Origin of the sequence: Flavobacterium sp. LPB0248, assembly GCF_013388355.1 — a bacterium.
Lineage (GTDB): Bacteria > Bacteroidota > Bacteroidia > Flavobacteriales > Flavobacteriaceae > Flavobacterium.
In genome coordinates this window covers 396,208-415,450 of sequence record NZ_CP058246.1, presented here as the reverse complement: position 1 = coordinate 415,450, position 19,243 = coordinate 396,208, and the positions used below count along the sequence as shown (strand labels likewise).

Sequence of the window (19,243 nt, the reverse complement as noted above, 5' to 3'; positions counted from 1 at the left end):
AGTCTTATTTTTACAAAAAAGTTTGAGTAGAGTGAAATATTTTAATCAAATTTAGTTTTTAAACTATCAAAAAAGACTTAGAAAAGAGATGAAGAATGTGATATGATATAAATAAGAAAGGGCTGCCTTTTTAAGACAGCCCTTCGTTTTAATCTTTTCCTGAAAATTAAAAAGCTTCACCAATTCTAAAATAAACTCCCCAATCTCCTTTACCAACCGCACCGTCTAAACCAACATTGAATTTTGATTTTTTGAATGGATTGTATCGATATCCAACACCACCACCAGGATACATTTTCCAATCAAAGCTTGGAGTGTCCGAACCATAAATAGTGGCAATACCAAAAAAGCCAACCAATCCCATTTTCTGTCCAAAGTTGTATCGGTATTCGCCTTGAATATCCATTAATCCTGCACCTCTATATTTTCCTTCAGAATAACCGCGAATATCTGTTCCTCCAATTGTGCTTTGCTGTTCAAAAGCGACATTTCCAAGTCCAAATTTGCCAAAAGCACGAACTGCGATGACATCTTTTTTATCTCTAGTTGGAATATATCTATTGGCTTGAAAGGATATTCTGTTAGATGCCAGATCATTGTCTAAAAAATCGGGATAAGTAGACCAGTCCAATTTAATTTTATATCCTGTTGTTGGATAATAAACGGCATCTCTAGTATCATATAATAAGTTTACAACTAAGGCATTACTATGTGAAACCGACGATGGAGAAATATTATCTTGATATACTGTGTTGTAATGGGAATAGGTATACGATAGACCTCCATAAAATTTCCCAACAATTTTCCGCTGTCCACCAATGCCTAAAATAGTTGTTTTGGTTCCATAATCATAAAAATCAGGCTGATCTACATCATCAACATAAAATTGAGAATTCTGATTTCCTGTAAAAAAGAAAAGTTTGAAACGCCATTTGTCTTCTTTTAAATACCATCTATTAAAGAAAGCCAAAACATAAGATTTATTGGTCGTATAAATGGCCGACATTCCAGACAATGATTTAGGAGAAATAGTATCGTTGTGATTGACTTTATACATCGCCATTGGAATAACCCCAAACATAAAATCAAGATTTCTGTTATAACTCAAATATGGCATTACCCTTAATTCAATTTTCTTTTCTTTAGGTTTTTCGGTAACAGAATCTTTAATTTTTTGACCGAAACAAGAAGATATAAAAGCTGTAAAAAAGAATAGGAGTAGAAGATGCCTCATTGTATAAATTTGTTTGGTGAAACTTATATTGGCGTATAATTACTTAAAATTACGCTTTTCCGATACTTGTAAATTTAAGTAAAAAATGTAAGTGTTTGAAATAAAAATAATTAAGTTTTGTTCTGTCGGTTAAATATTACAAGCAATCTTTCCAGAGCATCTTTAGAATGCAGCTGTTTGCCATTATTTAAAGTATCCTCTAAAGCCTTTGCCGCTCTTTTTAGCATTCGTTTTTCAAAGTATGAAATAGCAGTTTTTATATCAGAAAATGGATTACTGGTTAAAGATTCTGCCAATTCCAAAGCATCAAGCATGGCCAAATTGGCACCTTTTCCCGCAAAAGGAGGCATTCTATGCGCTGCATCTCCAATCATGGTGATGTTTTCTTTTGTTTGCCAAGATTGATCTTGCGGGAAATAGTATTGCGGGCGAGGTGTAAAATACAGATCATTACTTTTAAAAAGTTCATGCCATTCTGTGCTCCAATCCTGGTAAACTTCTTTAAACCACTCAAAAATTTTCTGATTGTCTTTAAAATCCAAATCATTTTCGATGATCCAATTTTCAGGAATCTTGCTGCTAAGTAAAAACATTAATGAACCGTCTCCTTTTGTACCGTACATAATGGTTTGTTCCTTTCCGAGGGCAAGAACTTTTCCGCCTTTGGAAAACTCAAAAAGATTTGGAGCATTTTCTCTTGCATTATAAATAGTACCTTCAATCATCGTGATTCCCGAATAAATGGGCTTTTCTATGCTTATATAAGGACGTACTTTAGAATTTGCACCATCTGCGGCAATAACCAGATCGGCATAAACAGTTGTTCCGTTTTTGAAATATAGTCTCCAGCCTTCATTTTCTTTTTCCATAGAAATAAATTGACTGTCCCAAACAATGCTTTCGGGTAGGAGAGAATTCAATAAAATATTGCGAAGAACCGAACGATCTATTTCTGGACGCGGTTTTGAAATGGCTTGAAGCGAATCTTGATTGCTTTCTGAGTTTGTATGAGAAACGCCTTTCTGAATAGCATGTTCGTCAAATTTTAATTCAAAATTCTGATTCACAATTCGAGCTTTGCTGGCATTCGGGCGAATGTTTTGATAGAATTCAGTCAATAAATTAGCTTCCTTCATGGCTTTTAAACCCGAATCCTCGTGTAAGTCTAAAGGAGAACCTTGAACACGTACTTCTGAGTTGAGGTCTCTTTCGTAAACTTCAACATTAATATTTTGCAGCTGTAAAAGACGGGCTAAAATTAAACCGCCCATTCCGCCGCCAATAATAGCGACTTTCTTATTTTTAAGTAACATAGTTTTCTATTTAAAATCTATGTTGCAAAATTATTGTGATGAAAGAGCTGATAATAGTATAAATCGGTCGTTTTTGTTTTGAAAAAGTTCCTTTGGAAGTGAGCCCGATATTTTCTTAACTTCTTTAATAAAATGAGTCTGATCAGAAAAATTCTCTTCAGGAAACAATTTCCCTTTTGCAATATGCTCCAATGAAGCGCGAAAACGAAGAATCGAACAATACCCTTTCAACGAAATTCCAAAATACTGATTAAAATACCTATTAATCTGACGGCTGCTCCAGTTAGATTGTTCCGATAATTCTTTTACAGTCATTGCTCCATGAGTTTCATAAATAAGGTGGAATAGCTTTTGCTTTCGGCTATCAACTTCCTTTATTAATAAGGAGTTGATTTTTGAAGCAGCTTTTTCGCAGAACAATTCAAAATTTTCCAGATCACTTTCTTCGAAATCCCAAAAGCCAGACTCCAGTATTTTTCCAGAATTTATAAGATCTGCAATGCTTTCATGAAAAATATATTCGGCTGCAAGAAGTTTAAAACTAATAACAAACGTTAAGCTGTTAGCAGGAATTATTCCTTTTTCATATTGCTGCGTTCCTAAACCCAGAAGTCTGATTTGAAAAGGATTTTCAGCTGTTTTTATAAGTGATAAATCAATTCGTCCGTCGGGAAGGCCAATTGTTTCCAGTGTTTCACCCGATTTATTTTCCATACACCAAAAACTATCCACAAAATCTGAAAGGTTTTTGTTGGGTTTGATGTATTGATAGGATAAATCGTGATGCATTTTATCAAATTTTAAAGTGAAATTAAACAAAATGTACTTTATTTCTATTAAAAGTATCGCTCATAGAAAGCTTATAAGAGACTTTGTAATTTGATAAAAAGTGTGATAAAAAACTTAACATTGGGTAAGTTGTTGTTTTTTAGTATCTTAGAGGTGGTTTTTTCTTGCAATGAAAAACTTAACATTGGCGAATGTCTTTTTCAATCTATCTTTGTTTATTATTTTTTGATGTTAATTTAATGATTTAATAACATTAAAAATTAGTTTAATTAAAAATAAATTTAATCAATTTCTTAAAATTAACAGAATAATGGCAAAAGAAATACTTGTTGATGAAATCAATCAGGAGGCAGAAGCTGTTTCGGTTATTTCAAATGACGAAATCGAGCAAAAAGAGGCTCCAGTTCTAGAATCTGCTGAAACTCCGGAAGTAAAACCAAAACCTAAAAGAGCTCCAAAAAAAGTAGCAGAAAAAGAGGATAATGCAGTTGAGGAAATAGTGCAAGAATCATCACAAATAGAAGAAATTTCATCTGAGGCTGAAGAAGAAACATCTGAAGAAAACGAAAATCAGCCAAAATCTAAAAAGAGTAAAAAAATGAAAGAAAAAGAAAAGGAAAAAGAGAAAAAAGAGAAAAAGAAAAAAGCTGTTGCTAAGAAAAAAGAAAAAGCAAAAGACAAAAAGAAAGAGAAAGCTAAAAAAGCAAAACTAAAAGCTAAAGCTAAAAAGAAAGCAAAAGCTAAAAAAGCTAAAGAAAAAGCTAAAGCAAAAAAGATCGCTAAAAACAAAGCAAAAAGATCTAAAGCGAAAAAGAATAAAAAGAAATAATAATTGTGAATTGTGAATGGTTAATTGTAAATTTTTCCAAAGCAATTGTAACAATAGAATTATAGAGCCACAGATTACAGGATTAGCGCTGATTTAAAATCATTTTAATCTTGTAATCTGTGGCTTTTTTATTCAAAAGTTTTTTCATCTCACATCTCACGTTTCACATTTCACATTTCACATCTCACCATCATTCAGCTTTTGCTTTTTTTTCTGCATGGCAAGTTTATCTATTTTCTGAAGAAATTCGGGGTCAAATTCGGAGTAAGCTCTTAATCGATATTTCTCATCTCTAATTCTCATTACCAGACGTATTTTCTGAACCATCAGCCAGATTGGTTCGTATCTTTTATGTCCAAGTAAATATTGAATTTTAAGAATTGACATTTTTCTGTGCGAAAGCGTCATCAATTCAATGCAGATCATCCAATATCGAATAGGAAGATTAGAATTTTCCATTACAGTTCCAGAACGAAGACTAGTGCGGCTGCCGCATTTTCGGCATTGAAATTTTAAATCATTTTGTCTGAAAGAATGTACGTCATGTCCGCATTTCCTGCATAAAAGACCATTTTCTAAACGTTTGTTTTTGAGCTCTTCAATACAGGTTGCTTCATCAGAATATTTTTCGAAATAAGCGCGTAATTCCATTTATACAGTTCCTTGTTAACATTTCGAAATATAGATTATTTTAACAGAACCGAATAACAATTTATATAAAAATAGAAAGGTTTTTTGTGATTTCTTGAATAGGTGTATTTCTAGAAAAAGATTGTTTCTATTTTAGAAGAGCCTCAGTTAGGCGATATATTTATGGAAGGAAATAGCGTAAAGAATATAAAGCTCCAGAGGAGCGACAGATTTTAAAATAGGTCTAAAAAATAAAAAGGAACATTCAAGAGCTGAATATTCCTTTTTATCAGGGGCAAAATTGTGTTATAATTTAGCTGCGATTTCTTTTTTATACTTATTAAGGATAGATTTTGTCATACCTAAATTAGCTTTAGTTGAGTCTACCGCTAAGTAAATAAAATATTCCTGATTATCAGAAACATCAATAATGTGAATTTGAGAACTTAAGGTGATCATGATATTATCAATAACCTGACCCTTTAATCCTAGAGCTTTAATAGCATTCATTTTTGCTTTAACTACTTCAAGGTTGTATGCAGATGCCAATTCTGGATCAAAATCTGCGACAACAGACTGAGAATAATAGGACATACCGCTCGCGATTTCAGCTACCGAAACGGCAATAAAACCTGGGACGTTCTTTTTTAGGTCTTCCCCAAATTGCGTTAAAAAATCAGACATAATGTTAGAATTTTAAATGTTGTAAATAAGATTGAATTGTTTTGGATAAAAGCAAAATTAGGGATACAATATTATTTAATTATCCGTATTGCGTACCTTTTTTTATACAATAATTAAAAAATAATATTAGCGTTCTAAAACCCGTTTTTTATTCTTGCAAACTGAGTTTGTTTTTGTTTTGAAAATGAAATATTTAAACTGAAAATGCTTCTGAAAAAGCACGGTCGTGCCATTCCAAAAGCATTTTTATTTAAGCAAAAATTAATTTTTTACTTGATTTCTGTTATAAATTCTTCTTGAGCAGTTCTTACTTTTTTAAGATTTACCAACCAGTCATTTGCATCATCTCTATAACCAAGAGGTAAAATTAAAACGCTTTTTAGACCAAGTTCGCCTAAACCTAAAAGTTTATCTACTTCAGCAGGAATAAATCCTTCCATTGGAGTTGAATCTACTTGCTGTTCGGCAGCAGCAGCAATTGCAATACCAAACGAAATATAAGCTTGTTTTGCAGCATGGTTAGCATGCCATTCTTGTCCAAGAGGTTCGTACATTCCCCAAAGTCTTTGTTTGTACTCGTCCATTGCATCAGCAGGAATTCCTCTTTCAGCAATTGTTTTGTCAAATACAGCAGAAATTTTCTCTAAATTATAACCATCCCATGCAGCCCAAACCAAAACGTGAGAAGCATCAGTAACTTGGCTTTGGTCGAAACTTACCGCTCTAAGTTTTTCTTTAACTTCTTGGTTTGTAATAACAAAGATTTTATAAGGCTGTAAACCAGAAGAAGAAGGAGCTAGCTTTGCAGCTTCAAGAATATAATCTACTTTTTCTTGCGGAACCGCTTGTCCGTTCATTTTTTTTGTAGCGTAACGCCACTTTAGTGCATCTATTAAGGCCATTTTTTTTAATTGATTAAAATTGTATTCAAATGTAAAAAAACTTAAGTGTATTTTTGTCATCTGATTACCAAAAGTAACTGTAACATCGAGGTAACTTACTAATAGAACATGATAAAAGAACCAATACACGATAAAAAATCTTGCAATCAGCATATTATGGCAGTACACGACGCCATGTATATTTTAAACGGAAGATGGAAAATTTCTATTATAGCATCGTTATGCTTCAATACATTGAGGTTTACCGACTTATTAAGAGAAGTGGAAGGCATTTCTGGAAAAATGCTTAGCAGGGAATTAAAAAATCTAGAAGAAAATCAATTGGTTACAAGAACTGTTCTAAATACACAGCCCGTTACAGTTGAGTATAAGTTAACAGAATATGGACATACTTTAAAAGAAGTGATAGATTCTCTAGCAAAGTGGGGACACAACCATAGAAAGAAAATTACAGGAAAAGATTAGTCTTTGTCTTTTAGTTCAATTGCTTTTTGAAAAAAGCTTTGGCGCGTCAAATTATCTTCTGCTTCTTCAATTGCTCGAAGAAGGTTATTTTGAGGATTGGTAATTTCGTTTAAAGCTTTGGCCATAATCGTCCAAACCGGTTGCATTTTAGAAACCAATTCTTTTCCTTTTACAGTTAAGATAATCAATCTTTTGCGTTCGTCTTGTTTGTCTTTTTTAGAACTGATAAGTTTTTCTTTTTCTAATTCCTTTAATAAACTGATGGTTGAAGGATGGCTATAACCAATTTCGCTGGCAATTTCGACCACACTCAGCATTTCTTTTATATGCAAGGTGTAGATTACGGGGAACCATTTCGGTTCAAAATCTATATTGAAATAACTATAAATCTGTGCACCGTCTTTGCGCAATTGTTCGCTCAAGCGCTGCAAGCGAGTTGATATGGCCAAAATGCCAATTTCGTCAATTATATTCATTGCTATGGATTTAATTTTAAATGACAAAAAACATTATCAGGTTTCATTAACGGAAAATCTACCGGAAGCGTTTCCTTTGGTATAGTAACAAAATTGTTCCTTTCGTAAAAACGCAATGCTGCCTGCAAAATAGTAACCGTTCCTAAATATAAGTCTTTAATTCCGTTTTCTTCACTGTATTTTACTAACTGTTCTAATAACTGTTGGGCAATATTAAATTCTTTTCCTCTAAACTCTTTTTTTACAAACATTTTTCTGATGGCTCCAGCTTTGGCATTAAACTTTACCAAAGCAATCGTTCCAACAAGTTTTTCGTCTATAAACGCACCCAGAAAAATCCCGCCTGGCTTATAGTAAAAGTTTGCAATATCCTGTAAATCGGGCTGATCTTCTAGAGTAATAGGAACATTAAATTCCTTTTGCTGAATGTTTAAGATTAAATCTACGATCTGGTTTTCGTACTCATTTTGTATTGGCTGAATCTGCATGGTATTTCAAAAATTAAATAACAGTACAAAACTACGTAGTTGACTACATATATGCAAGAAAAAAACTGCCGAACTTAGCAGTTTTAAGTGTTTTTTATGATTTATTACAATTTTTTATTTCTGATTTTATTCTTTAACTAATACAATAACAGCTTTATATCCCGTTCCAACATTCCATTCGCTTGACGAAATAACCTGGCCTTTATCATCATAAACCTTGAATTCGGCTGTATTTGGAGAAGCAAAACCTTCGTTTAAAGCTTCGATATCAATTTTATTAATTCCTTTTTCCAAATTGATTTTGACGCTTTTAAAATCTCCGTTTAAAAAGACTTCAGGCTCAATAACTTTATCGTTCAAATATACTTTTATTTTATCGCCGTCTACAAAAGCGGCATCACGGTACATTATAGTAGAAGTTACTGCAGTTGTGTTGAAATTGCCTAAGAATTGATTTCTTCTATAAAATATCCCTTCAACATTAGCTTCTGGCTTATAAAGATTTGTGTTTTTAAATAATTCGTCTGGATTAACCTGTAATGGTGCAGGCTTTTCTATAGGCGCTGGCGGATTTTCTTTCGGAGCAGCTTCTGCTGGCGGAATAACTTCTTTTACTGGAGATTTTTTTGCCGGAATCGATTTGAATTTATTATCAAGTTCTTGAGCAAAACTATGCAGTGAAAAGGAAGCAAAGGCAATTATAAAAAATATTTTTTTCATGTTTTTATACTATTAATCTTGTGTGGTATTGATTAAAAAAATTAGATGCATCATAATCTTTTATATATAAACATTTTATGAAACCAAATATTGCATCGTTAAGATTTTTTTGTCGAAAAATTAACTTCTTTGCGAGTAAAAATCTAATATTTTCTGCTGAAACTGACTTATCTTTATGTTCTCTTGAAGTTTTGAAGATTCTATCTTTTAAAAGATTCTCTTCAAACAATAAAATCAAATATCATGGAATGGAAAAATGTTCTGACCGATTTATTTAAAACGGATTATCCGATAATACAAGCGCCAATGTTAGGCGTTACAACTCCAGAAATGGTTGCGGCTGCAAGTAACGCTGGAGTTTTGGGATCATTGGCATTAGGTGATCTTCCCGCAGAAAAATGTATTGAATTAATTAGGACTACAAAGAAATTAACCAATAAACCTTTTGCCGTAAATATTTTTGTCCATACAATAGATCCAATTACACCAAAATTGGAAGCTGATTATGCTAAAACGAAAAATCATTTGGAAAAGTTTGCTGAGAAAACAGGAATTAAAGCCGATTTTCCAAATATAAACGAAATCAAACTCACTGATTATCACAATCAGATTGAAGCTATAGTATTGGAAAACTGCAATATCGTGAGTTTTACTTTTGGAAATTTGGATAACGAAAGTATTTTGACTTTAAAAGAAAATAAAGTGCTTTTAATTGGAACCTGTACGTCGGTTCAAGAGGCTATTGCATTAGAAAATAACGGTATTGATATTATTTGTGTACAAGGTATTGAAGCAGGAGGCCATCGCGGAAGTTTTATAGAAGAAACCATTCCGCAGATTGGAGGATTATCACTACTTTCGCAAGTAACCGAAACGGTAAATACCCCCGTTATTTATGCTGGTGGAATTTATAACGCAAAAACGTTGCTAGCATCTAAAACTTTAGGCGCAGATGGTTTCCAGATTGGAAGTTTGCTTTTAGGATCTGCTGAAAGTGCCTTGCAGGATTTTGAAAAGCACCGTCTTAGAAATTTAAAAGAAAATGAAATTGTATTAACCAAAAGTTTTACAGGAAGATACGCGCGCGGTATTCGAAATGCTTTTATAAAAGAAATTGAAAATTCTGAATTTGTGTTGCCGTATCCGTATCAAAATAAGCTGACTGCGGAGTTGAGAAAAACAGCAAAACTGGAACAAAAGACTGATTTTGTTAGTATTTGGGCGGGACAGTCAATTGGCAGTTATAGTGAAGTTTCCACTGAAATTATCATCCGAAACTTAATAGAAGAAACAGAAAGCTTTGTCTGAAATTTTAGTTTAGAAATGATTCAAAATCGTACTATTTGTCATTTCGACGAAGGAGAAATCTTCACGAGAAACTCGACAAAGATTTGTGACTTTTTTTAAATTATTTAAAGAATGAAAAATAATTAATTGGAGTTCTTTTTGTATCTATTTTATTTGTAAGTTATTGAATAATAATATTTTGTATATTAGTTGTTCAATTAAATAAGCCCAAATATGAATAGGTTAAGTTTTATCTTTTTCCTTTTTGCATTCAGTGCTTTTGCTCAGGGAAATAAAATCGATTCGGTTATTAAAAAACAAATTGAAGAGTACAATTCTTCATTTGCCAGCGCTTTTATAAAAGGAAGTAGGGGCGATTTGGTAAATGCTTATACCGATCAAACCATATTTATGCCAGAGCATAGTAGACAGCGAGTGGGCAGAAAAGCGATTGAAGATTTTTACAAGCAATGGCTGACTCAGGCAAAAATTGCTTCTTTCGAGAGAAAAATTCTGGAATTGCAAGATTTTGGAAACTATATTCTGGAAATTGGAACTTTTGATGAAACCTTAAATCTAACCGAACAAAATCCGTTCTCATATATTGGAAAATATGCGGTTTTATGGAAAAAACCTTCGCAAAGAAGTCTTCCTTTAACAATTGCTACTGAAATATGGGGCTCTACAAGTTATTTTGATGACAAAAATATTCCTGATATTAACGACAGTTCTGTTCCAAAAACGGAAGAATATAGTGTGTCAGACAAATTAGCATCAGAGATTAAAGAACAAAATAAGGCTATTAAAGATTTTGTTCAAAATAGGCAAGGAGCAGAACATGCCAAAATGTTTATGCCAGATGCCATGTACCTGACATATTATACTCCGATTCTTTCTGGTGAAAAGGAAATTACAGACTATTTTACCGAACATGAAAAACCAGGAACTTTAAGTATTGATAAGATTTCGATTCTAACTTCTGGAATTATCTATGCTAGAACAGCAATTATAGAGTTTGGTTTTTATAGTGTAGATTGGCATGACGGCGAAAATCACGGAAATGTAAAAGGTAAAAGCATGAACGTTTGGAAAAAAAATAATGATGGAGCACTACTGCTTTTTCGCCAAATCGTAAATCATGATTAACTTTTTAGTTTTTTCATGATATGGTTTATTTCTTCTATTTATTATTAAATGCTAGTAATTTTATATAATTTTGAATCCATCTTTATGATTTTTATACACGATGGGTCGATTACTTTGCATATTTTTTATTTTCACTACTTTTTATATTTATCCGCAATCTTCAACAAAAGAATGGATTGATAGTCTAAATATTACTGACAGCCACGAGAAAAAGGTTGACTTAGCCCTAAAAATCGCTTCCAAACTTAAGGATACTGATTGGGACAGAGCCATAAAATATATAGAGCTTGCTGAAACAGAGGCAAAAAAAGTAGACAAAGCCGATTTAGCTTTGGCTAAAGTTTATTTATCTGCAGGAGGAATTTATAGTTCAAAAGATGTCTTTGATATTACCTTACAATATTATTTAAAGGCTTATGAAATTTATAAAAGCAATAATATTGAAGATGAAATTGTTCAGGTAGAAAATAGTCTTGCTATTATTTATGGAAAAACCAATAACCAAGAAAAAGCGCTTAAATATTTCCTGAATGTATATCGTTATGAGAAAGCTAAGAATAAGCCAGATAAACTAGTAAAAATCTTAAACAATATTGGTACAGCTTATCTCGGTAAAAGTTTAGATTCTTCGTTGCATTATTATCATAAAGCCGATGCAATTGCAAAAAAACTGAAAAACTATACCTTAACGGTTTATGTATACACCAATTTGGCTAGGGCTTATAGTTTAAAAAAAGATAAAAAAAATGCTGATTTATATTTTGAAAAAGCTTTTTCATTAATAGATACTCCTATCGATAATTCATTAAAAGCCTTTGTTTTCGAATCGTTTTCTGAATATAAATTGCAAGAAAAAAAACTAGATGAAGTCATTCTAAACGCAAAAAAGTCGTTAGAATATTCCAAAGAAAATCTATTTGGTTTTTCGAGCATGCGTTTGAACAAAATGCTTTATGATGCCTATTTGAGTAAAGGAGATTATAAAAATGCAGTGTATTATTTTCAACAATACAATAAAATAAGCGACAGCATTAATATCGAACAAAAAGCGGTAAATCTGGAGAGGCTTAAACTAGAGCAAGATTATAAAGTAAGAAGCCAGATAAGAACATTGGTAGAAGAGAAAACAAGATTTAAGTATTATGTAGTTGGGTTAATATTGATTGTCGGAATCTTGGTTCTCATTATTTTACTGATTAAATATCGCAATAAACACATCAAAAACCAGCTCGAACAAGAGAAATTAAGAGCAAAGCAGCAGGAGCTCAACCAAAGTCTAGAGGCTAAAAATATGGTTTTGGTTGGAAAAGCTATGGCTGAAATTCACCGTACTGATAATATTAATGAAATCTTGACCGATCTTAAAATGATCAAACTCAAAACGCCTAACAAAGAATTGCAGCAGGCAATTGATATTGTTTTAAAGCGTCTGGAGAAAGATTTGAATACAGATATCTGGAAAGAATTTGAAATCAGTTTCGAGCAGGTTCATAAATCTTTCTTTGATAAACTAACTATCGATTACCCAAGTCTTACCCCAAAAGAGCGTCGACTTTGCGCACTGCTTTATTTAGATTTAACTACAAAAGAAATTTCTCAAATTACAGGACAATCGTTTAAATCGATAGAAAATGCGCGAACCAGATTGCGTAAAAAGTTCGATTTAACCAACGAAAAAGTTAATCTTTCCACTTATTTAAACAGTTTTAAGGCAGAATCCATTTAAAATAATTTTTACTGTAACTAATTGGTATAGTTTATTTTATTTTAAAATGAGTGCTTAATAAGTGCTCCTTTTTTACCCGTGAGTGTTTTTGCATTAGTCCTTTTTTTTTGAGCAAAGAATCCCCATTCTATTTTTACCAGACGATTGCAATAAATACGTTTGATGAATACCACAAAAAAAGAAGAACCTAATAAAAGTTTAGAAGAACTTTTAGAAGAAACCAAAACTAAGAAGAGCGCTCTCTTAAAAATTCTACAAAAAATAACAAAAACAAATTCTAAGAATCAACCGCCAAATTGATTCTAAGGAAATTGCCTATGTGGTTTTCTGTAAAAGCTTTTGCGCTATTAACTCGAAGCCTTAATACTAATTTTAAATTAAAAAGAATGAACCAGATTTACCCTAAACCGAGGTATTTGTTTCTTTTGTTAGGTTTACTGACCTATTCTGCTGGAATGGCTCAGTCTCCTTTGCCAAAGAACAAAACCGCAAATGTGCAGACGACATTAGGATCGTCTGGCGCAAATCAGAAAAATGATCAAGTTTTTAAGAAAGCTTCTGATCCAACCCTCAATCAAGAAGATAATGTTAATCCTTTTTTAACTCAGAAAAGTGTAAATGGCATAACACTTTCGCAGGAAGAAAGTGACGCTGTCAATAAAAGAATGAAGGAAAGCCAAAAGCTTTTGAGTTCAAATCAGAGTTCAGCAACGGCTAGAACTATTCAGGTTGCTTCAGATAGCACTAAAGTGAGATCTTTTGCCAAATCTTCTAATTTGACATTACGAAACGTGTTTGAAGTTAGGAAAGAAGATTTTGAACTGTCGAATGCAGACAAAATGCAGTTGAAATCGGTTTCAGAAAAACATGGCAGAAAGCTGGCAACTTATCAGCAACTGCACAATTCTGTTCCTGTAGAAGGCGCAATTTACAAGGTTAGAGAAAATAAAACTAAAATTGATGCTTTTGGTGAAACTTCTAAAAAGCTTCCAACAAACAGCAATTACAAAGTAAGTGCTTCGCAAGGATTAGAGAATGCTTTAAGAGAGGTAAATGCAAAAGAATATGTTTGGCAGAGTAAAAAGCTTTCGCCATTAGTTCATAAAAAAATAAGCACAAAACCTCAAGGAGAATTAGTTTATGTAGGCCCAAATTTTTCTTCAGAATTAAAAGAATACTATTTGGCTTGGAAATTTGATGTTTTTGCTACAAATCCACAGTCAAGCCAGACAATTTATGTAGATGCAAATACTGGAAAAATCATTCTAAAAATTGATTTAAACAGAGATCTTCGTTTGTCTTCTGCATCTGTTGCTGATGGAAGAGCAGCTATCGGTAAAGGAAAAGCGAGATTTTCTGGAGATGTTACTTTTGGAACCACTCAATATAGGGAAGGTTATAAGTTGGAAACTTTAGAAGGAAAATATAAAGTGCCTATTTATACTTTAAACATGAATCATGCCGAGCACGCATCTGATGAAGTGCTTACAGAATATATCGATGAAGATAATAACTGGAATGATTTATATAATAAAGATCACGATGAAGTAGCAATAGATATTCATTGGGGGTTACAAAAGACTTTGAACTATTACGAAGAAAAATTTGATCGCAATAGTGTTGATAATGAAGGAATGACCATTTTTGGACTAGCGCATTTAGGAACCAATGTTCAAAATGCTTCTTGGACAGGTGGATGGGCACAGTTTGGTGATGGAGATAAGCAGCCTTTTGTAAGTTTAGCAATTACAGGTCACGAAATGACACATGCTGTAACGCAGTTTTCTGCTGGATTGATTTATCAGGGAGAATCTGGAGCGATGAACGAATCTTTCAGTGATATTTTTGGAATTTCGATTGAGCTTTATGCTGGAAAAGATTCTAAAAATGATATCTGGATGCTGGGTGATGAATTGTACAAACACGGAAGTTTAAGAAGCATGTCTAACCCAAAAGCAGCTGGACAGCCTGATACTTATGCAGGTGAATTTTGGACTAATCCAGCAAACATCCAAGACGACAATGGTGGAGTGCATCAAAATAGCGGAATCACCAATTATTGGTATTATCTTCTAGTTGAAGGTGGCAATGGAGTTAATGATTTAAATAATAGCTATAGTGTAAAAGCAATTGGTCTTGAGAAAGCAGAAAAAATTGCTTATGCTACGCTTACCGAATATTTATCGCCGTCTTCGAACTTTATGGCAATGCGTCAGGCAAGTTTATTGGCAACTGAAGATTTATATGGATTAGGTTCTGAAGAATACAAACAAGTTACAAATGCTTGGTATGCAATTGGCGTAGGACCTGCGTATGGAGATAAACAAGTGCTTTTGGTTTCTTATGAAAATCCATCTGTTCCTTGCGGTCCTTTAAAAGGAGAAGAACCTTTTTATGTGAAAATTAAAAATACAGGAAGCACTGTCATTAAAGCAGATGAAAATTTAAACTTCAAATTGAGAGCAATGGCAAGCGCTCTAGGAAGAATGATTACTTTTTATACTTATGATGGTACAACTGCTTTTGGAAAAGATTTAAAACCAGGTGAAGAAGCTACGCTTGCTTTAAAAAGTAAAATTCCGTACCAAACAGGAGGAGCAATAAATTATGTAGAAGTAAAAATAGATTTAAATCCGATCGCAGAATTTGGAGCAAAAGAAGGATATACCTTTATTTCACAAGTAGTTGTTCCAACGGCTCAAAAAGATTACGATCTTAAAGCGACCGCATTAAGCATGCCTTACTATACTGGAGATGCGCTTTCTTCAAGTTATCAGTCATCAATTACAATTTTTAATTTAGGTTGCGCAGCTATTCCAGCAGGAACTGTGCTAAAAGTAGGATATGCTGATACAGCTCCTGGAAGTACAACCGTTTGGAAAGACGTTACTTTAGCCGCAGATTTCAAAGGAAATTCAGAAATGACAATTGCTTTTGATAGTACTTTCGATTTATCTGGACTTGGCTTGCATACTTATGAAGGATATGTAACATTGGCTCAAGATCCAGTTACAACCAACAACAGTGTTTTGAATGCCGCTTACAGTGGTATTGTAACTCAGCTTCCTTACAGTGAAGGTTTTGAAAGAACACCTGGAGGATGGAATACAAGGTCATTAAATGATGTAAATCAAAAGTTTGTGTTTCAAAACTATCCAGGATCTTTTAGAGATATAAAATCACAATACAATTGGGCAACAGTAGACTTTAGATCAAATGAAAGAATGGCTCTTAATTCTGATTTTGTATTAGAATCTCCAATATTTGACTTTACGAATGTAGCTTCGCCGTACATTGAATTCGATTTGTATTATTTGTTCCATGCTGGATATGACGGATTAATTGTTGAATATTCAGAGGATAAAGGTAAAAACTGGAAAAAAGTAGAAAATATTAATTATCCGCAAACTGTGCATTATGATGAATATGAATCATTTGGTGGACCATGGTTTACAGGAGTAAATACGGTTCTTAAAAAAGATCCTTATCAAATGCGTTTAAACGACTTGGCAGGAAAAAAAGTAGCAGTTCGTTTTCGTATCAAAACAGACGATTATAATGATGGTTTCTTAGGAGGGTTTGTTGACAATATTAAAGTGAGCGATGCGCCTTACGATTTGGCATTGTTATCATCAAAACTAGAAGCAGGAAAATGTACTGTAGATAATAATAATGTAACAATAGTTAGTAAAATCAGTAACAATTTTCCAACAACAAGTCAGCGTGTAAATGTTACAACTAAAATTCTAGATGCGGCTAAAAATGAAGTTTTCTCTAAAACAGAATTAACAACTTTAAACTTTACAAAATTTAAGGATACTATTAGTTTTTCTACTCCAAATATTAGTTTAAAGACTGTTGGAACGCATACTATTTCGGTTTCTGTTTTCCCAGAAGATATGACTAAGGATGTAAAACAAGGTAATAATGCTTTGACCTTTACGTATGATAATTGGAATAATGAAGACTTAAAAGTTTCTGTTCTTCCTTATAAAATGGACTTTGAAGACGATAGTAAATACAAGGGCTGGAGAACGTATGAAAATAATGGTTCTGCAGGATGGAATCACGGTGTGCGTGCAGATTTAGGTTCTCCGGGCTGGTTTATTGATGATCATACGAAGTTCATGGCGAGTAACGATGATAAATGTAATTGTGATGAAGGAAATGATATGTTGGTTTCGCCTGTATTTGACTTAACAAATTACAAAACAGCACACTTAACTTTTGACGGCTTTGGTGATGGTCAGCACCTTTCAGATGGATATGTAAAAGTAAGTACTGATGGTGGTGAAACTTGGAAAGAAGTATTCCACATGCCTTATTATGGAGCTTGGTGGGAATATGGTGTAGATTTGACTGAGTATGCAGGAAAATCTTGTGTAATGGTAGCATTTGTACATAATGATAATGGATATTTTGCAAATGGTTTTGCAGTAGATAACATTGAAATTAAAGAAACAAAATCGAATGTAAGGCTGTCAAATCTAAGTGTTGCAGAAAATGTATACGAAGATTCAGCTTCACACGAATTTGTAGTAAGCGCTAGAAATTCAGCTTATAAACCAATTAATAAAGTTACAGTTGAGTATCAGATTTCTCAAAACGGAACTGCCATTGGAGCACCAGTTTCTTTAGAAAAAAATGATGAAATATTAGTGGGTCAGACCATTACCTATAAAATTGATGGTTTACCGAAATTGGCTGCAGGAAATTATGAAATTGCTTTAAAAGCATTTACGGCAGATGAACCAAAAGATCAGGCTCAGGTGGTAAAAGGTTCTTTCCAAGTTGCTGCAAACGCTCCAGAATTAAGTGTTGAAACTTTTTCAAATCTGCCAGCTGGTTCATTATTGGGACAAAAAGGATTTGTTTCAAGCCAAAGCGATGATAATTATCCTTGGAGAGCTGTAACTACTCCTGATAATGTGAACTTAACTGTTCCTAAAAAAGATCATACTGGGGATACAGCAAAAACATTGCTTTATAGCCAGTTAGAAGGATTGTCTTATTATGGCGAATTAATTTCACCAATGTATAAATTGTCTGAAAAAGCTTCTGCCGTAGAGTTTTATTATGCAATGCAGAGTAATGCAAATGATATTTTCTTAGTAGACATCAAAGTTGCCGGTGGAGAATGGACAGAACTTTGGAGAAGAAATAAAGAAGGCATGTATGCAGATGCAGATTGGAAACGAGCATCATTGAATATCAGTAAATACAAAGGTAAATCGGTAATGTTCCGTTTTAGACATGCAAAAGCGGCAGGGTATTCTTATATGGTTTTAGACGATTTAAAAATCTTCAACGAAGAGATTACAGACGTTGCTATGCAGATTTTATCGCCAAAAGATGTTTGCGGAAGTCAAGAGTATAAAGTTAGATTGACTAATGAAGGTCAGGTTGCAATCAAAGAAAATACAGTTCAGGTAGAAATACAATATGTAAATACTTCTGAAACTATTTCAGAAACAGTAGAAGCAGGAATTCCTGTTGGAGAGAGTATCGAATATATCTTCAAAAAACAGCCAAAATTAGACGATATGGGAGATTCGCATGTGTTTAATTTTACAGCCAAATTGGAAGGTGATATTGTTGATCAAAATAATACTATCGAAAACTATTACTACCAAGGGGTTTCTGGTGATTTCAAATTATTTGATAATGCTTTGATTCACGGTTATGCAGGTAAAAGTGTTTACATTAATGCTCAAACCAATTTACTGATTAAAGAGCTTGATGCAGTTTCATACAAATGGAATACTGGAGAAACAACGAGCGATATTGAAGTGACTAAACCGGGCGATTATATTGTTACGGCGGTTCTTGAAAACGGATGTACGATAACAGAAAAAGTAACAGTAACATTTGACACTTTCGACTCTGATCTTCCAAGCGGTGATGTATGCGGACCTGAAGTAGTTTTAAATCCAGGGAATTATGCTGCTTATGAATGGTTTGATGGTTCTACAGATCCGACTTTCACTACAACAGAAAGCGGTGAATATTACGTAACGGTTTACAACGAACATGGATTAGGTAAAATTTTCATTACAACGATCAATGTTCTTGAGAATACAGTTCCAGAAATTCAGGCATTAGAAGGAAACAAAATAACTGCTTCTGCTGATGCGGCTGGTTACCAATGGTATTTGAACGGAAAACCTTTGCCAAATGCAACCGAAAAAATGGTTTCTACAATTTGGGAAGGAAGCTATAGTCTTCAAGTAACTAATGCACATGGCTGTACAAGTATGTCGGCTCCAATTGATTCTAAAGGTCTTCTTATTGGAAAACTGACAAACTCTTTCAGAGTGTTTCCAAATCCAGCGGCAGACAATGTAAATATCTTCTTGGCTGAAAAAGCAGAAGGTCAAGCAGAGATGAAAATTTATTCTATGGAAGGTAATGCAGTTTGGAGTAAAACCTATTCTGCTGTTCCGTCAAGCGTAAATGTAAGTCAGCTTACAACCGGAGTTTATATTCTAGATTGTACTGTACAAGGTAAAAAGTACACGGCTAAGATTATTAAAAAGTAACAAATTACAGATAGA

14 protein-coding genes and 1 pseudogene are annotated in these 19,243 nt (G+C 33.3%); 6 read left to right on the top strand and 9 right to left on the bottom strand.

Features of this window, described 5'->3' with window-relative positions; all coding sequences use genetic code 11:
- Positions 1-166 precede the first annotated feature (166 nt).
- From LPB248_RS01580 to LPB248_RS01570, 3 genes are all read right to left on the bottom strand, one after another.
- Positions 167-1,234: a BamA/TamA family outer membrane protein gene (locus LPB248_RS01580; RefSeq protein ID WP_177209859.1), complete on the bottom strand. Its 1,068-nt coding sequence runs from the start codon at positions 1,232-1,234 to the stop codon at positions 167-169.
- Positions 1,235-1,344: 110 nt separating this feature from the next.
- Positions 1,345-2,547: an FAD-dependent oxidoreductase gene (locus LPB248_RS01575; RefSeq protein ID WP_177209858.1), complete on the bottom strand. Its 1,203-nt coding sequence runs from the start codon at positions 2,545-2,547 to the stop codon at positions 1,345-1,347.
- 30 nt (positions 2,548-2,577) lie between these two features.
- Positions 2,578-3,336: a helix-turn-helix domain-containing protein gene (locus LPB248_RS01570; RefSeq protein ID WP_177209857.1), complete on the bottom strand. Its 759-nt coding sequence runs from the start codon at positions 3,334-3,336 to the stop codon at positions 2,578-2,580.
- Positions 3,337-3,646: 310 nt separating this feature from the next.
- On the opposite strand from LPB248_RS01570, the gene LPB248_RS01565 reads away from it, so the two are divergent.
- Positions 3,647-4,165 carry a hypothetical protein gene (locus LPB248_RS01565; RefSeq protein WP_177209856.1) on the top strand — a complete coding sequence of 173 codons (519 nt, stop codon included), beginning with the start codon at positions 3,647-3,649 and terminating at the stop codon, positions 4,163-4,165.
- A 192-nt stretch (positions 4,166-4,357) separates the two neighbouring features.
- On the opposite strand, the pseudogene LPB248_RS01560 reads toward LPB248_RS01565, so the two are convergent.
- From LPB248_RS01560 to LPB248_RS01550, 3 genes and pseudogenes are all read right to left on the bottom strand, one after another.
- Positions 4,358-4,816: pseudogene (locus tag LPB248_RS01560) on the bottom strand (transposase); the annotation flags it as partial.
- Positions 4,817-5,101: 285 nt separating this feature from the next.
- A complete protein-coding gene (locus tag LPB248_RS01555) occupies positions 5,102-5,479 on the bottom strand; it encodes a hypothetical protein (protein WP_177209854.1) in 378 nt (125 codons plus the stop codon).
- 269 nt (positions 5,480-5,748) lie between these two features.
- On the bottom strand, positions 5,749-6,381 hold the full coding sequence (locus LPB248_RS01550; RefSeq protein WP_177209853.1) for a nitroreductase family protein: 633 nt from the start codon (positions 6,379-6,381) through the stop codon (positions 5,749-5,751).
- A 108-nt stretch (positions 6,382-6,489) separates the two neighbouring features.
- Between LPB248_RS01550 and LPB248_RS01545 the strand changes: the two genes are divergently transcribed.
- Positions 6,490-6,846 carry a winged helix-turn-helix transcriptional regulator gene (locus LPB248_RS01545; RefSeq protein WP_255462989.1) on the top strand — a complete coding sequence of 119 codons (357 nt, stop codon included), beginning with the start codon at positions 6,490-6,492 and terminating at the stop codon, positions 6,844-6,846.
- On the opposite strand, the gene LPB248_RS01540 is transcribed toward LPB248_RS01545, so the two are convergent.
- From LPB248_RS01540 to LPB248_RS01530, 3 genes are all read right to left on the bottom strand, one after another.
- On the bottom strand, positions 6,843-7,322 hold the full coding sequence (locus LPB248_RS01540; RefSeq protein WP_177209852.1) for a MarR family winged helix-turn-helix transcriptional regulator: 480 nt from the start codon (positions 7,320-7,322) through the stop codon (positions 6,843-6,845). The two genes, LPB248_RS01545 and LPB248_RS01540, sit on opposite strands and share 4 nt — an antisense overlap.
- Positions 7,323-7,324: 2 nt before the next feature.
- Positions 7,325-7,810 carry a GNAT family N-acetyltransferase gene (locus LPB248_RS01535; protein ID WP_177209851.1) on the bottom strand — a complete coding sequence of 162 codons (486 nt, stop codon included), beginning with the start codon at positions 7,808-7,810 and terminating at the stop codon, positions 7,325-7,327.
- Positions 7,811-7,936: 126 nt separating this feature from the next.
- On the bottom strand, positions 7,937-8,530 hold the full coding sequence (locus LPB248_RS01530) for a hypothetical protein (RefSeq protein ID WP_177209850.1): 594 nt from the start codon (positions 8,528-8,530) through the stop codon (positions 7,937-7,939).
- 228 nt (positions 8,531-8,758) lie between these two features.
- On the opposite strand from LPB248_RS01530, the gene LPB248_RS01525 reads away from it, so the two are divergent.
- From LPB248_RS01525 to LPB248_RS01510, 4 genes are all read left to right on the top strand, one after another.
- On the top strand, positions 8,759-9,838 hold the full coding sequence (locus tag LPB248_RS01525) for an NAD(P)H-dependent flavin oxidoreductase (RefSeq protein ID WP_255463051.1): 1,080 nt from the start codon (positions 8,759-8,761) through the stop codon (positions 9,836-9,838).
- A gap of 213 nt (positions 9,839-10,051) precedes the next feature.
- Entirely contained in the window at positions 10,052-10,963 is a 912-nt protein-coding gene (locus LPB248_RS01520; protein ID WP_177209848.1) for a YybH family protein, read from the top strand.
- Between the two features lie 100 nt (positions 10,964-11,063).
- On the top strand, positions 11,064-12,689 hold the full coding sequence (locus LPB248_RS01515) for a tetratricopeptide repeat protein (RefSeq protein ID WP_177209847.1): 1,626 nt from the start codon (positions 11,064-11,066) through the stop codon (positions 12,687-12,689).
- A gap of 386 nt (positions 12,690-13,075) precedes the next feature.
- Positions 13,076-19,228 carry a M4 family metallopeptidase gene (locus tag LPB248_RS01510; RefSeq protein WP_177209846.1) on the top strand — a complete coding sequence of 2,051 codons (6,153 nt, stop codon included), beginning with the start codon at positions 13,076-13,078 and terminating at the stop codon, positions 19,226-19,228.
- The last annotated feature ends 15 nt before the right edge of the window (positions 19,229-19,243 follow it).

Excerpts from the sequence above, each read along its gene's own strand:
- LPB248_RS01515 (WP_177209847.1), top strand. The coding sequence starts at position 11,064 with ATGGGTCGATTACTTTGCATATTTTTTATTTTCACTACTTTTTATATT.
- LPB248_RS01510 (WP_177209846.1), top strand. The coding sequence starts at position 13,076 with ATGAACCAGATTTACCCTAAACCGAGGTATTTGTTTCTTTTGTTAGGT.
- LPB248_RS01545 (WP_255462989.1), top strand. The coding sequence starts at position 6,490 with ATGATAAAAGAACCAATACACGATAAAAAATCTTGCAATCAGCATATT.
- LPB248_RS01530 (WP_177209850.1), bottom strand. The coding sequence starts at position 8,530 with ATGAAAAAAATATTTTTTATAATTGCCTTTGCTTCCTTTTCACTGCAT.
- LPB248_RS01575 (WP_177209858.1), bottom strand. The coding sequence starts at position 2,547 with ATGTTACTTAAAAATAAGAAAGTCGCTATTATTGGCGGCGGAATGGGC.
- LPB248_RS01535 (WP_177209851.1), bottom strand. The coding sequence starts at position 7,810 with ATGCAGATTCAGCCAATACAAAATGAGTACGAAAACCAGATCGTAGAT.
- LPB248_RS01555 (WP_177209854.1), bottom strand. The coding sequence starts at position 5,479 with ATGTCTGATTTTTTAACGCAATTTGGGGAAGACCTAAAAAAGAACGTC.
- LPB248_RS01580 (WP_177209859.1), bottom strand. The coding sequence starts at position 1,234 with ATGAGGCATCTTCTACTCCTATTCTTTTTTACAGCTTTTATATCTTCT.
- LPB248_RS01570 (WP_177209857.1), bottom strand. The coding sequence starts at position 3,336 with ATGCATCACGATTTATCCTATCAATACATCAAACCCAACAAAAACCTT.
- LPB248_RS01550 (WP_177209853.1), bottom strand. The coding sequence starts at position 6,381 with ATGGCCTTAATAGATGCACTAAAGTGGCGTTACGCTACAAAAAAAATG.
- LPB248_RS01540 (WP_177209852.1), bottom strand. The coding sequence starts at position 7,322 with ATGAATATAATTGACGAAATTGGCATTTTGGCCATATCAACTCGCTTG.
- LPB248_RS01565 (WP_177209856.1), top strand. The coding sequence starts at position 3,647 with ATGGCAAAAGAAATACTTGTTGATGAAATCAATCAGGAGGCAGAAGCT.
- LPB248_RS01520 (WP_177209848.1), top strand. The coding sequence starts at position 10,052 with ATGAATAGGTTAAGTTTTATCTTTTTCCTTTTTGCATTCAGTGCTTTT.